The sequence below is a fragment of the Mycobacterium colombiense genome (assembly GCF_001953985.1).
Classification (GTDB): Bacteria; Actinomycetota; Actinomycetes; order Mycobacteriales; family Mycobacteriaceae; genus Mycobacterium; species Mycobacterium colombiense_B.
The window spans coordinates 43,957-57,310 of the sequence record NZ_MBEI01000046.1; the positions used below are offsets into that span (position 1 = coordinate 43,957).

13 protein-coding genes are annotated in these 13,354 nt (G+C 66.6%); 6 read left to right on the forward strand and 7 right to left on the reverse strand.

The genetic code is table 11. The annotated features are described in order from the left end of the window. Positions 1–15 precede the first annotated feature (15 nt). Genes A5732_RS10315 through A5732_RS10330 form a run of 4 tightly spaced genes read right to left on the reverse strand, consistent with a single transcriptional unit; the run spans position 16 to position 3,042 of the window. Positions 16–642, reverse strand: a complete 627-nt coding sequence (locus A5732_RS10315) for an SAM-dependent methyltransferase (protein WP_253189040.1) — start codon at positions 640–642, stop codon at positions 16–18. Then, entirely contained in the window at positions 639–1,412 is a 774-nt protein-coding gene (locus A5732_RS10320; RefSeq protein WP_076052540.1) for a PIG-L deacetylase family protein, read from the reverse strand. Before A5732_RS10320 ends, A5732_RS10315 begins: the two co-directional genes overlap by 4 nt. Next, complete coding sequence (locus tag A5732_RS10325) at positions 1,409–2,362, reverse strand: acyl-CoA dehydrogenase family protein (protein ID WP_076102131.1); 954 nt, start codon at positions 2,360–2,362, stop codon at positions 1,409–1,411. Before A5732_RS10325 ends, A5732_RS10320 begins: the two co-directional genes overlap by 4 nt. Then, positions 2,359–3,042: a glycosyltransferase gene (locus A5732_RS10330; RefSeq protein WP_142254517.1), complete on the reverse strand. Its 684-nt coding sequence runs from the start codon at positions 3,040–3,042 to the stop codon at positions 2,359–2,361. The genes A5732_RS10325 and A5732_RS10330 overlap by 4 nt, the downstream gene beginning before the upstream one ends. 132 nt (positions 3,043–3,174) lie before the next feature. On the opposite strand from A5732_RS10330, the gene A5732_RS10335 reads away from it, so the two are divergent. Further along, the gene (locus A5732_RS10335; RefSeq protein ID WP_076052543.1) at positions 3,175–3,753 is read left to right on the forward strand and encodes a nucleotidyltransferase; all 579 of its coding nucleotides are present in this window, start codon (positions 3,175–3,177) and stop codon (positions 3,751–3,753) included. Here the strand turns inward: A5732_RS10335 and A5732_RS10340 are convergent. After that, positions 3,747–4,004: a DUF7218 family protein gene (locus A5732_RS10340; RefSeq protein WP_064954745.1), complete on the reverse strand. Its 258-nt coding sequence runs from the start codon at positions 4,002–4,004 to the stop codon at positions 3,747–3,749. The genes A5732_RS10335 and A5732_RS10340 overlap by 7 nt on opposite strands. Positions 4,005–4,077: 73 nt before the next feature. Further along, complete coding sequence (locus A5732_RS10345) at positions 4,078–6,180, reverse strand: catalase (RefSeq protein ID WP_076102133.1); 2,103 nt, start codon at positions 6,178–6,180, stop codon at positions 4,078–4,080. Between the two features lie 113 nt (positions 6,181–6,293). On the opposite strand from A5732_RS10345, the gene A5732_RS10350 reads away from it, so the two are divergent. From A5732_RS10350 to A5732_RS10360, 3 genes are read left to right on the forward strand one after another with little or no spacing between them, the layout of a single operon-like run. After that, positions 6,294–7,307 (forward strand): chemotaxis protein CheB, encoded by a 1,014-nt coding sequence (locus tag A5732_RS10350; RefSeq protein WP_076102134.1) that lies wholly within the window; start codon positions 6,294–6,296, stop codon positions 7,305–7,307. Further along, positions 7,304–8,062, forward strand: a complete 759-nt coding sequence (locus tag A5732_RS10355; protein ID WP_076102135.1) for an STAS domain-containing protein — start codon at positions 7,304–7,306, stop codon at positions 8,060–8,062. Before A5732_RS10350 ends, A5732_RS10355 begins: the two co-directional genes overlap by 4 nt. Before the next feature lie 55 nt (positions 8,063–8,117). Next, complete coding sequence (locus A5732_RS10360) at positions 8,118–9,959, forward strand: CheR family methyltransferase (RefSeq protein ID WP_076102136.1); 1,842 nt, start codon at positions 8,118–8,120, stop codon at positions 9,957–9,959. On the opposite strand, the gene A5732_RS10365 is transcribed toward A5732_RS10360, so the two are convergent. Next, a complete protein-coding gene (locus tag A5732_RS10365; protein ID WP_076102137.1) occupies positions 9,960–10,856 on the reverse strand; it encodes a chemotaxis protein CheB in 897 nt (298 codons plus the stop codon). 194 nt (positions 10,857–11,050) lie between these two features. On the opposite strand from A5732_RS10365, the gene A5732_RS10370 reads away from it, so the two are divergent. Next, a complete protein-coding gene (locus A5732_RS10370; protein ID WP_076102138.1) occupies positions 11,051–12,217 on the forward strand; it encodes a glycosyltransferase in 1,167 nt (388 codons plus the stop codon). A gap of 55 nt (positions 12,218–12,272) precedes the next feature. Then, a complete protein-coding gene (locus A5732_RS10375; protein ID WP_142254519.1) occupies positions 12,273–13,346 on the forward strand; it encodes a helix-turn-helix domain-containing protein in 1,074 nt (357 codons plus the stop codon). Positions 13,347–13,354 lie beyond the last annotated feature (8 nt).

The window sequence follows — 13,354 nt, forward strand, 5'->3', positions numbered from 1 at the left end:
CATGCGCGTCGGGGATCAGTGCGCGCCGGGGACCCCCTCGCGAGCCGCCACCGACCGCCCGTCGCCGGTGTCGAACACGTCGATGACGACATCGCTGTCGCGGTAGCGGCCGATCGGCGTCAGCCCCGGTGTTTGCGCGATGACGTCGTGCGCCGCGTCACCGGTGAGCGGGTAGTCGGTGACGGGGTGACGCCAGTGCGCGGCAACGATATTGGCGCCGGGCGCCATCCTCGGGCACTCCCGTCGCAACACCGCGGCCAGGGTCTCGGCCTGCAGGTAGTAGGCGACCTCGCTGAGCACCAGCAGGTCGAAGGGCCCGGCCGGCCAGGCCGCGTCCAGCGACGAGCGGATGAGCGTTACCCGCTCGCGGCAGCCGGCTTCGCGCAGCCGGGCATCGGCGCGGCGCCGCGCCGCGTCGGCGACATCCACCGCGGTCAGGTGGTCACAGCGGTGTGCCAGCTGTGCGGTGAGTGTCCCGATCGAGCAGCCCGGCTCGAACCCGTGGCGGTAGCGGCGTCGTGGCAGCAGGCCGAGGGTGATCGCGTACTTGCGTTGTTCGTACCACCTGGTCGACAGCTGCCAAGGATCCTCCTTGCCGACATACATCTCGTCGAAGTAGGCGTCCGGCAGCCGTGCTGTCACCGAAATACGACCTCGCCCACCGCGAGCAGTCGCGGAAGCACGTAACCCGGCAGGATGGGCGTCGATTGGCTTCCATTGGGCTCGAACTGACTTCGATAGAAGTGCGCGGCGCGGCGCTTGCGTTCCGTCGGCCAGCCGGGCGCGGGTACGGAATAGGCCTGGTCCCACGGCACGGCCGGGTCGTCCGGAATTGCCCAGTGCCACATCCACACCGGGTATTCCAGCAACGCGGCACCGCTGCGCGCACACGCCGCCGCTGCCGCCCGTCCCACGGCTTCATGATCGGGATGGCCGTCGCCCCGCCACGTCGCCGCGCACCAGGTCGCAGGCCCCGCGGCCTCCAGGATTTCGGTCAGCCTCTCGGCGAGCCTGTCTTCGTGATCGGTCAGCTCACCATCCGGCAAACCCAGGGATATCGGGGGCGGGGTGCCTAAAAAGGTTGTGGCCCTGCGTAATTCGTACCTACGGGTAGTTTCCATACGAAGCCGGTCCGAAGCTGACGCGCCGGGATGCGCGGCTCCGCCGTCGCTGACCGAGACGACCTGAACGGCAACTCCGGTCGCGGTCAGTTGTGCGATCGTCGCGCCCAGACCCAGGGTTTCATCATCGGGGTGCGGGGCCACCACGATCAGCCGGGGGCACTCCGTCGGATCCAGTGTCGGCAGCGGCTTCTCCGCAAATGCGGCCAGCCACAACGGGGCCGGCGTGCCACCGTGGGTCAGCGGCTTGACCGCAAACCTTGCGCAGTTGCCTGCAGGCAGAGTCTTCATGAAGTACTCATCGCCCGCTGGCCCGCCAGCCGTCCGAGCTCGGCCAGATCCCGCTCGGCATGGCTCTGCCGGATGTAAATGCTCAGGTCGGCGACCCGCTGCGCGTGCCTGCCGTCCTGGCATAGCGGGCCGGGGCCCAACGCGCGTCCGGTGCGGGTGATGGCTTCATCGACGGCGTGTTCCACCACCGTGCGAACGCGACGAGCCAGCAGTTGCGCCCTGCCGGACTTGTCGAACGGGTCGTCGTCGACCTGACTTGCGGCCGTCGCCAGGATCGCGTCGCTGGCCGCCAGCGCGGCGTCCACCGCGCCCAAGTGCGCCAGCGAGTACGCGTCGGCCGATTGGCTTGCGGCGCAGCGATATAGCGGGTCGGCGACCCTACGGGCACCGCCGAGCCAGCAGGCGGCCACGCCGATGGCGCCGTGCCAGAAACCGGGCCGGGTCAGATAATCTCCGGGGTCGCCTACGGCGACGGCCTGGGCGTTGGTGAACTGGACCGGCCTGGTGTCGCTGCCGGCCATCCCGGCGTTCCACCAGGTGCTGGGCAACGCCTTGATCGTCGGGTCGGTCGCGGTGACCGCGAACAGGCCACGTGTCCCGTCGTCGAATCGCGCGGTCACCAGTGCGTGAGTGCAGAAGCCCGCGCCCGAACACCACACCTTGGTGCCGTTCAGAGTGTACGCACCGTCGGTATTGGTAGCGGTCAGCATCGCGTCCGGGGCCTCCGCCGCCCACACGCCCCACAGCTGCCCCGGTTCGGGCGGCTTGCCGCCCAACTCGTGAAGTATCGCGACGGCGTCTACGTGGGCCTCCGCGATCCTGGCCGCGACGATGTTGTCTTCGGCCAGCTGTGCCAGCCGGTGCCAGCGTTCGGCTGTCCGACCCGAGGCGGGAAGCGGCAACTCGAGTCGACCGGACTCCAGCCAATGCTCAACCATCCCCGCGGTCACACGCAATCACCCGCCACCGTTCTCCCCAATTGCTCGAGGTGATGGGCGAATCCCAATGGGGCCCGGGCCCGAGTTCGCGCCGACGTGATCACCGAAAGTTCTGTGTCACGGTGTATGCGATAGCCGGCGGCTTCGAACCGCTCGACCAAGTCGACGTCCTCGCCGGTCTGCAAGGTGTGGAAGCCGCCCACGCGCCAATACGCCCGGGCGCTGAAGCCCATGTTGGCACCGTGGATGTGGTCGTGATCGCCGTTTCGGCATGCGAGATGCGCTTGGTAACAACGCATGTAGCGGTCTACGAGGTCGGCATTGTGCTGACGCCAATCGGTTACGCGCACCACGCCCAACACCATGTCCGCGCCGACGCTGAGTTGGTGGAGCAGCCAGCCGGGGTCGACCCGGCTGTCGGCGTCGGTGGTGGCGAACCAGCTTCTGGCGTCGTCGCCCAGTAGCGATCGCGCGTAACCGAAGCCGACCGCGCGGGCCGTCCCGACGTTGTGCACGTCGACGCTGATGAAGTGCACATCGGGGCCGTACTCGCCGGCCAGCTCGTCGCTGCCGTCCTCGCAGCCGTCGAGCACCACCACAATCGTGACCGGAATCGGTGCACATAGGGCGGCGGTCAGTACCGCGCGTAGGCAGGTCGGCAGCTTTGCCCGCTCGTTGTGAGCGGGGATCACGACGGCGGCAGCATCGTAAACGCATGGCACGGCAGCTGACATAACCCAAGATTTCCCAACTAGCCACAAGTTAAACGGCTTTACCACCGTTGCAGGTTGTTTCAGCCGCAGGCCGGGTATGACCTATGCACCATGGCAGCCATCGACGCCCACCCCGACGCTCCCGGGTGCACCCCGCAGTTGCGGGACGCGCTGCGCGCCGCGGCGTCGGCGCTCAAGGAGAACGGGCCACGATTCGCGTTGGCCGGCAGCTACGCGCTATGGGCTTACGGCGCACCGGAACCCAGCCACGACGTGGACTTGGTGGTAGCGGAGCCCGATGTGGAAGCGGCCGTGGCAACCCTGGCCGGAGCCGGGTTCGTCATCGAGCGCCCGCCGGAGGATTGGCTGTTCAAGGCTCGCATCGCCGACACGCTCGTCGATGTCCTGCATCGCATCAACGGGGTGCCGGTCGACACCGGCACGCTGGACCGTGCCGAACAGTATGACGTGCTGGCCATCAAAATGCCGGTGCTGCCGCCGACCATGGTGCTGGTTCAGCAGCTGCGCTCGCTCGGTGAGCACCATTGTGACTTCGCCAAGTTGCTACCGGCCGTGCGCGCGGTGCGCGAACGGCTGGACTGGGATGCGATCAGAACGCAGACCGCCGACAACGACTACGCGATCGCGTTCCTGGTCTTGGTCGACCGACTCGGCCTGACGAGTCAGTGATTACGCAGTTTGGCGACCAGCTTGTCTTTACTCAGGCTCGAATAGCCCGACATGCCAAGCTCTTTGGCGCGCTTCTTGAGCTCGGGCACGGTCCAGTCCTGGTACGAACCGGACTTGCCGCCCCTGCGGGCGACCTTCGACTTACCCTGTCCGGCGGCCGCATTCGAAATCCGTGCGGCCTTCTCTTTGGAGTCGCCCTTCTTGCGTAAATCTTGGTACAACTTTTCGTTCTTGATCGACGAACGCGGCATGATTCATCCTCCTGTCCACGATGAGACGCCTGACTCTCCGGGTGCCCGCACTGGGCGCATAAAAAACCACGTCCTAGGCGGGAACCGGGTCTGTGCGCCGTTCCCAGCACCGGTGCCGGGCAAGAGCGGCGGCGAATTCCTCGACGAAGCGGTCCGGCAACTCATCGGCCGCGGCCTTGGTGGTGATGACGGATTGATCGTTGAGCACGTCGGTGTCCTCGGCCAGGCGGTTGGTGACACCGGCGGTGCGCAGCAGGTCAACGCCCGCACCATAGGCACCGATCGGCTTCAAGTGTTTGTAGGCCTCGGTCACGAAGTGCACGGCGTAGCCGTCATTGGACAGGGTCGATACGGACCGCGGCCCACACGCGACCACGACGGCGTCGTACAGCACCGACGCCATCGACGTGAACGAGCGGTCGACGGGTAGCTCGCCGCCGGATCCGCCCTCCAATGTGCCGCCGGCGACCGGGGCCAGCACCTCGACCATCGCGCCGCGTTCGCCCATCTGCTCGATGAAGCGTTGGGTGCCCACTACGTCAACCCCGTCGGCTGCCAGGACGGCGATCTTGCGCGAGGCGATGGTGTCGCTGACGCCGATTTGGGACAGTGCCGGTGACGCGACCACTTGGTCGTCGACTGGCTCCTCCGGCGGCTCGGGTAACCCCAGCTTGGCCGCCACCCGGGCGGCCAGCCCGCCGTCCACCCGTGCGAGTTGTTCCACCACGGCCGAGCGGATCTCGGGCATTTCGACCTTGCCGAGTTCGAAGGCGAACGCGGCGACGATGTGTTCGGCTTCCACCGGCGACATGCTCTGCCAGAACATTCGCGCCTGACTGTAGTGATTCTCAAACGACTTGGCGCGCTTGCGCATTGCCTGCCCGTCGAGCCGCTCGGTGTAGTGGCGGAAGACATTCTCGTCGGCCAGAGCGGGGCAGCCGCCACCGATGCTGTTCTTGAAGTAGCTCGAGCGCCCCTGCGGGATCGCGTGCTGCCCGTAGCCGTCGTGCTGATTGGTCCGGACCTCGGCCACCGGCCGGTTGATCGGCAGCTGAGCGAAGTTGGGGCCGCCCAAGCGGATCAGCTGAGTGTCCAGATAGGAGAAGTTGCGGAACTGCAGCAGCGGATCGTTCGTGAAGTCGATGCCGGGCACCACGTTGGCCGTGTGGAACGCGACCTGCTCGGTTTCGGCGAAGAAGTTGTCCGGGTTGCGGTTCAGCACCATCTTGCCCACCGGCCGTACTGGAACCTGTTCCTCGGGAATGATTTTCGTCGCGTCAAGCAGGTCGAAATCGAACTTGAACTCATCGGCCTCGGCGACGAGCTGCACGCCGAGCTCCCACTCCGGGAACTGGCCCGACTCGATCGCCTCCCACAGATCGCGGCGGTTGTAGTCGGGATCCTTGCCGGCGATCTTCTGGCATTCGTCCCAGATCAGCGAGTGCACACCGAGCCGCGGCTTCCAGTGGAACTTCACGAAAGTGCCTTCCCCGCCGCTGTTTACCAGTCGGAAGGTATGCACGCCGAAGCCCTGCATCATGCGGTAGCTGCGCGGCAACGCCCGGTCGGACATCAGCCACATGATGGTGTGCAGGGTCTCGGGCTGCAGCGACACGAAGTCCCACAGCGTGTCATGCGCCGACTGCGCCTGCGGAATCTCGTTGTGCGGCTCGGGTTTCACCGCGTGTACGAAGTCGGGGAACTTGATGCCGTCCTGGATGAAGAACACCGGGAAGTTGTTGCCCACCAGATCGTAATTGCCTTGTTCGGTATAGAACTTGGTGGCAAAGCCGCGCACGTCGCGGACCGTGTCAGCAGATCCGCGCGACCCGGCCACCGTGGAGAACCGGACGAACACCGGAGTCTGAACGCCCGGAGTGGTCAGGAATTTCGCCGCGGTGTAGTCCGCCAGCCAGTCGTCGTACGGCTCGAAATAGCCGTAGGCGCCGGCGCCTCGCGCATGCACCACGCGCTCCGGAATGCGCTCGTGGTCGAAGTGAGTGATCTTCTCCCGGGCGTGGAAGTCCTCCAGCAGTGTCGGGCCCCGCTCGCCGACCGTCAGCGAATCGTCGGTGTGGTCGACGCGGACGCCCTGCTGCGTGGTCAGGTAACCGGTGTCGCGACGGAACCGCGCCGGCTCCAGATCGCGTTGTTTCGGGTTCTGCTCGGTGGCCATGGCTCGCTCCTTTCAACGGAGGGGAATACCACCGGCCGCTCGGTGCAAACGGCGCTAGCGCCCAGCTATTCAGCGGCCGCCGGATTACCTACGATCTATAGGGGTAGTCGAAAGTGGTGATCGAGACGGCTGAAGTCGGCGCCCTGCAAGGTGTGGTAGCGATCGGTGCGTCGGCCGGCGGAGTCGAAGCGCTGTCGAATTTTGCCGCCGGTTTATCGCCGGACGTGCCCTATGCCTACATGATGGTGCTTCATGTGCCCGCCGGTGCGCCCAGCATCCTGGCCCGGATCGTCGACCGCAGCGGTCCGCTGCCCGCAGTCGCTGCCCAAGACGGCGCGCGCCTCGAGCCGGGCCACATCTATGTCGGCATTCCGGATCGCCATCTGCTGGTCGCCGACCATCGGGTGTTGCTGTCACAGGGGCCGACCGAGAACGGGCACCGGCCCGCCATCAACGCGTTGTTCCGGTCGGTCGCGCTGACATTCGGCCCCCGCGCCATCGGCGTGCTGCTCTCCGGCGTGCTCGACGATGGCGTGCTGGGAATGGCCGCCATCCGCTCGCGGGGCGGCACGACCATCGGACAGTCGGCCGAGGACGCTTTGTTCCCGGCGATGCCGACCAACGCCCTGGACGCCGGTGTGGTGGATCGGCAGGCTTCGGCGGCCGACATCGGCGCCGTCCTCAAGGAGCTGTCGCACCGAGAAATAGAGGATTCCGATATGGAGCGCGACTCTGCGATGGAGCTCGAGAACCGCATCGCCAAGATGTCACGGTTCGCGACCGACTTCGACACCGAAAAACTGGGGCCCCCCTCTGGCTATACCTGTCCCGACTGCAACGGCTCGCTGGTTTCCATCAGCGAGGGCAACTTCCGTTGTCAGGTGGGGCATGCCTGGACGGGCGAGGCGCTGCTCGGCGCGCGCGACACCGAGCTCGAGACGGCGATGTGGATCGCCGTGCGCAGCCTGCGGGAAAAGGCGAAGCTGGCCCGCGACATGGCCGGCAAAGCCGGCACGGGGCTGCTGTCGCGGCGCTACGCCGCGATAGCGGAGGAGACCGAACGCGCGCTGACCCTGCTCAGCGACCGCCTGTCGACGACCGCTGAGCACGAGGGTGAAGCAGGATGAACGACCTGAACCCCGCCGTTCTGATCCAGGGGGAATCGCAAGAGGACGTGCCCACGCTGGTGGTGGCGGGCGTGCTCGACAGCTCGACTTATCGAACCGTCCGCGATGCCGTCATCAAGGCCGCGATCGACGAGCCGCACGCGGTCATCGTCGACATCAACCGTCTGCACGCGCCATCGGCTTCGGCCTGGGCGGCATTCACCAGCGCCCGCTGGCACGTCAGCGTCTGGCCCGACGTGCCGATCCTGCTGGTGTGCGCCGAACCGCGGGTGCGGCAGGAGATCGGCGCGGCCGGCGTCACCCGTTACGTGCCAGTGCATTCCACCCTCGAGCTCGCGCTGGACGCCGTGCGGGGCCAGACCCTCCAGTTACGGCGGCGGGCGCGCACCGAACTTCCGCGCAACATCAGCAGCCTCGATATCGCTCGCAGCGCCGTTACCGAGTGGCTTACCCAATGGAATATCCGTGAGGTCATACCGGTCGCGGCGACGGTGGCGACGGTCTTCATCGAGAACGTCCTCGACCACACCGAGAGCGCCCCGGTGCTGATCGTCGAGAGTTACCAAGACAGCGTCACCGTCGCGGTCGAGGACCACAGCTACCATCTGCCGGGCCGGCACGAGGACGCCCACCGCGGCGCCGACATCGTCTCCGGACTGGCCATCGTGTCCGCGCTGTGCCGGGCGTGGGGCACCACCCCCACATCGTCGGGGAAAACGGTGTGGGGATCGGTCGGGCGGCAAGACCAGCTCTGACGCCGCGAGTAGTGTTCAAGTCCTTCGGTGGACCCCTTATCCGGACGGGACTTGCATGGAATCCACGACAGACGAGGCGTTCGAGGCCCTGTTGCGCTACATGCGCGATTCCCGCGGCTTCGACTTCACCGGTTACAAGCGCACGTCACTGATGCGCCGCGTCCGGCACCGGATGGACCAGGCGGGCTACATCGCGTTCGACGAGTACCTCGACTTCCTGCAGGCCAGCTCGGACGAGTTCACCGCGCTCTTCAACACCATCCTGATCAATGTCACCTCGTTCTTCCGCGACCCGGATGCCTGGGAGTTCGTCAGTGCCGATGTCATTCCCCGGCTGCTGGCCGAGCGGGGCCCCAATGACCCGATCCGGGTATGGAGCGCCGGCTGCGCCTCGGGGCAGGAGGCCTACACCCTGGCCATGCTGCTGGCCGAGGCGCTTGGACCCGACGGCTTCCGGCAGCGGGTCAAGATCTACGCCACCGACGTCGACGAGGATGCGCTCAGCGAGGCGCGCGTCGCCTCCTACGACGCCAAGGCGGCGGAATCCGTACCGACGGATCTACTGGGCCGCTACTTCGAACAGGTCAACGGCCGCTACGTCTTTCACAAGGAGCTGCGCCGCGCGGTGATCTTCGGCCGTAACGACCTGGTCAAGGACGCGCCCATCTCGCGCGTCGATCTGCTGGTGTGCCGCAACACCCTGATGTATCTCAATGCCGAGACGCAGCGAAACGTATTGGGACGCCTGCACTTTGCGCTTGCGCCGCAGGGCACGTTGTTCCTCGGACATGCCGAGATGCTGTTGAGTCACGGCGATCGGTTCGCCCCGCTGAACTTGAAACACCGAATCTTCCGCAAGGCGGCCGGAACCCACGGCGGCGTGGATCGCTACGACCCGAACGCCGCTTTCTACGAACGCAACATAGACCTGTCGGGGTTGACGACGGTGCGCGATCTGGCCTTCCGCGCCAGCCCAGTGGCCCAGATCGTGGTCACCGGCGAGGACACCGTCGCGATGCTCAACCAGCAGGCGGAGACCATCTTCGGGCTCTCGGCGCGCGACATCGGCCGGCTGCTGCGCGACCTCGAGGTGTCCTACCGTCCGGTGGAGTTGCGCGCCTACCTGGAGCAGGCCAAGGTGGAGCGGCGCTCGGCGCGAATCCAGGACGTCAAATGGCAGCGGCCGGGCGCTGAGACGGTGTGGTTCGAGATCCACGTGAACCCGCTGGTGGACGCCGAGAACGGCTTGCTCGGTGTGTCGATCGTGTTCTTCGACGTCACCGCGACCCGCGCGCTGCTGGACAAGGTCGTCCAGACCAACCGTCAGCTGGAGGCGGCCTACGAAGAGCTGCAATCGACCAACGAGGAACTCGAGACCACGAACGAGGAACTGCAATCCACGGTGGAGGAACTCGAGACCACGAACGAGGAGTTGCAGTCCACCAACGAAGAACTCGAGACGATGAACGAGGAGTTGCAGTCCACCAACGACGAGCTGCACACCATCAACGACATGTTGCGCGAACGCAGCCTGGAACTGGACGAAGCGAAGCTCTTCCAGGATTCGCTGATCGACTCGGTTCGAATGGGCATGGTGGTGGTCGACCGGGAGATGAAGGTGATCCTGTGGAACCGCGGGTGTGAAGAGCTTTGGGGGTTGCGCGCCGATGAGACGACCGGCACCGGGCTGACCAACCTGGACATCGGCTTGCCGCTCGACGCCGTGCGGCCCCTGATCGGGAACGCGTTCGTCGACCCGGAGAGCTCCGGCCAAGTCGTGGTGGAGGCGGTCAACCGGCGTGGCCGGCCGGCGACGGTGCGCATCACCTGCACGTCGTTCCGTTCGAGTGAGGGGACGGTCGGCGGGGCGCTGCTGCTGATGGAGGTCGTCGGGTAGTCAGCCGCGGCGTCGCGGTTTGACGTTGCGGCTGGACGCTTCCTCGGCGGCCTCGTGAGCCAGTTGGGCGCGGCAGCGTGACTCCTCGGCCCTGCGCCGTGCCACGGCAACCGTCTCCTGCGTGGCACCGAATCCCACCGTCAGCTGCTTGCGGCGGCGTTCGAGCTCGCTCGCGCGCAGCCGTGCCAGCTCACCTCGCGCCGCCGCACTGTTCGTGCCGAACCTCGGGGCCAATGGGCCGAGGATGCCGTACGTAGTAGCGGTGGCAGCGGGTTGGTCCACAGCAGGTTCTGCCTGCGGTTCTCGCCGCGTGGGAAGCTGTGCCCCTCCGACGATGGCGGTCAGGACGCCGGCGATCTCGGCGACGTCCAGCACCAGATCGGCACCGGCGCGCGCGGCAGCGATTGGCATCGACGGGTACTGTGCGGTCTCCGGACTTTGGGCGATGACGACGGCGCCGGCCCGCTTCATCGCGACGGTGCCCGCCGCGCCGTCATGTCCGGAACCCGACAGCACCACAGCGACGCTGCGGGGGCCGTACGAGCCGGCGATTGATGCCAGCAGCACGTCGAACACCAGCGCCTGATGCCGCTGCGCATCTTGCAGGCGACAGCAGCCCTCCGAGGTGATTTCCAACAGCGCGCTCGGTGGACTGACGACCACCTGCCCTGGTCTCAGGAGCAGCCCGTCGTGCGCCCAACCGATCGCACGTCGCGTTTGCCTGCGCAGGATCGTGGTCAGCAGGCTGTCGTGACCGCCCAGGTGTTGCTGCACGACGACGGCCGCGGGAAAGTCGGAAGGTAGATCTCGCAAAACAGTCGACAGAGCTTCCAGACCCCCTGCCGACGCCAGCAGGACCGCCAGCTGAACGCCCCTGCCATGCCCGTCAGTCGTCACCTCTCAAGTCTCCACCTTGTCGACCCGGCGCCATAGCCCTGAGGTGGACGATCCCGCGCCGGCGCGTTCCAGCAGCTCACCCGGCGTATCCTCGGCCAGCTGCATAGAGGCGGTCCATCCCGTTTTCGTGAGTATCGGTCAGGGTATGCCACCTGGTGTGGGTGGATGGATGATGGTGCGCGGAGGGATTGCAGTTGAGGATTGCAATTGTCAGCGGCGATGACGTTGTCGGGGAGGATCCGGAGCAGCTAGGTGCCGCGCTGGCGGACCAGGGGCATGACGCAACGGTGTGTCTCCGACGAGCCGGTCGACGCTCGGTACAGGCAGCCGCCGACGGCTACTACCGCTGTCTGTCGGTTCCCGTTGGCCCCCGCAAATCCGCATCGCCCATCGAGGTCCTGCCCTATGTGGGGGACTGGGCCGCCAAACTCGAGCGGGCCTGGTCAACGGAGCGACCCGACGTCGTGCACGCCTATGGCTGGCTGGGCGGTTTGGCCGCTCAGCTTGCCGCTCGCCGTCGGCGCATCCCCGTGGTGCAGACTTTTCTGGGTCTGGCCGCCACATCCCGCGGCCACGCCGACGCTGTATGCAAAAGCGAACGCGAGCGCATCGAACCGCTGTTGGCACGCAGCGCGAGTTGGGTTACGGGCGAGAGCGGCGTCGACGTCGACGCGCTGGCCCGACTGCGCCACCGTCGAACCGGGGTTTCCGCCTTGACCTGCGGCGTGGATGCCGAGCACTATGCCCCGACCGGTCCGGCCATCTCGCGTAACGGCCTGCGGCGCATTCTGTGCGTGGCACCAAATCCTTTGTGGCGCAACGGTATCGATATCGCAGTCCGCGCTTTGCCCAAGGTGCTTAATGCGGAGCTGGTGATTGCCGAGAATGACGCCACGAACGCCGACCACAATGACGCGCGGGCCCGGTTGCGGCATCTCGCGGAAGAGCTGGGTGTGGCCGACCGCGTCAGCTTTGCCGGTACGGTCGCCGATGACGAACTGCCGAAACTGATCCGGTCCGCCGACGTCGTGGTGTGCACTCCCCGCGAGCCGCCCCGCGCCACCACGGTGTTACAAGCCATGGCCACCGGGGTGGTGGTTGTCGTGGCCACCGTGGGCGTGCTGGCCGACGTCGTGCTCGACGACATCACCGGACTCATACTGTCGCCGGAGAACCCGGTTGGCTTGGCCGCGGCGTTGAGAAGGCTTCTCGCCCATAGCTTTCAATGCGAGAGCATGGGCGCGGCGGGCCGCAGTCGCGCAGTGTCACGCTTCGCTTGGGAGCGAATAGCACTCGATGCGCTGAATATCTACGGCTGCATCAGCTCGCCGGATCGGGCACCGATAGGTACGGCACGGTGATGCGGGCGCTCGTGGTCTTTTCCCAGGGCCGGCCGTGACCACCGCGACGAGCGGGATCGACAGCAAGGTCCCCCCGCTGGTCATCGATTCCGACGGCGAGACATCCCCGGGGAAGCGGTCCGACTTCTGCCCGTCCCGTCCTGTGCTCGCAGCGGATGCCGAGCATGGGTTCCGCCCGGCCGCAGTGCAGTACAAGCAGTTTCGCACCGCCGATGCGCATGCGGCACGTCGCTTCTTCGCCGGCGCGTATCAGCCGGGCTGGCGACTCGCCGGGCTCGGCAATCACGCCGCGGTGTCCCACCGGCGCAGTGACGCGTGCTCGATGACCGTTGACGAGGTGATGATCCAGGGACGTGTGACGCTCGAGATTCCCGCGGCCGACACCCTTGTGGTGATCCAGCCGCGCGCCGGGTCGTTGAGTGTCGCGGGCGGTACCGTGGCGACGGCGGACTTCCCGATTCTCGCCGCTCACGGAATGTCTTGCGTATTACACTGCAACGGTGCGCGTTTCGACGTGGTGACCGTCGCGGCGGACGTGCTGAACAAGGTCGCCGCGGACTGGCACACGTCGTTGGCTCAACAGACCCAGTTCGTGAATTGGCGGCCACGTTCCCGTGCGGCCGTGCGGGCGTGGCATCGAGCGCTGGACTATGTGGTGGCCACCCTGGCATCCGCCGACACCGCCAAGCAGCCGCTGATCGCCGCGGGCATGGCCAACCTGCTGGCCGGTGCGCTGCTCGAGTGTTTCCCGTCCAACCTCACCGAATCGGATCCGGCGAGCGATCTCGCGGTGCCCGACACCCTCAGGGAGGCGGTGTCTTTCATCCACCGCCACACCTCCGAGGACATCGGTATCAACGATGTCGCCGACGCGGTGCATCTGACGCCCCGGGCGGTCCAGTACCTGTTCCGCCGGCAGCTCGACACGACGCCGACGGAATACATGCGCCGTGTCCGGCTCGGCCACGCCCATCAAGAGCTGGTGGCGGCGACCGCCGCCGCATCCACCGTCACCGAAATCGCCCAGCGGTGGGGCTTCGCGCATACCGGCCGCTTCGCGGTGCTCTACCGGCAGACCTACGGCCAGAGCCCGCACACCACGCTGAGGCAGCAGGTCTCCCCATCCTGATCCAAGCC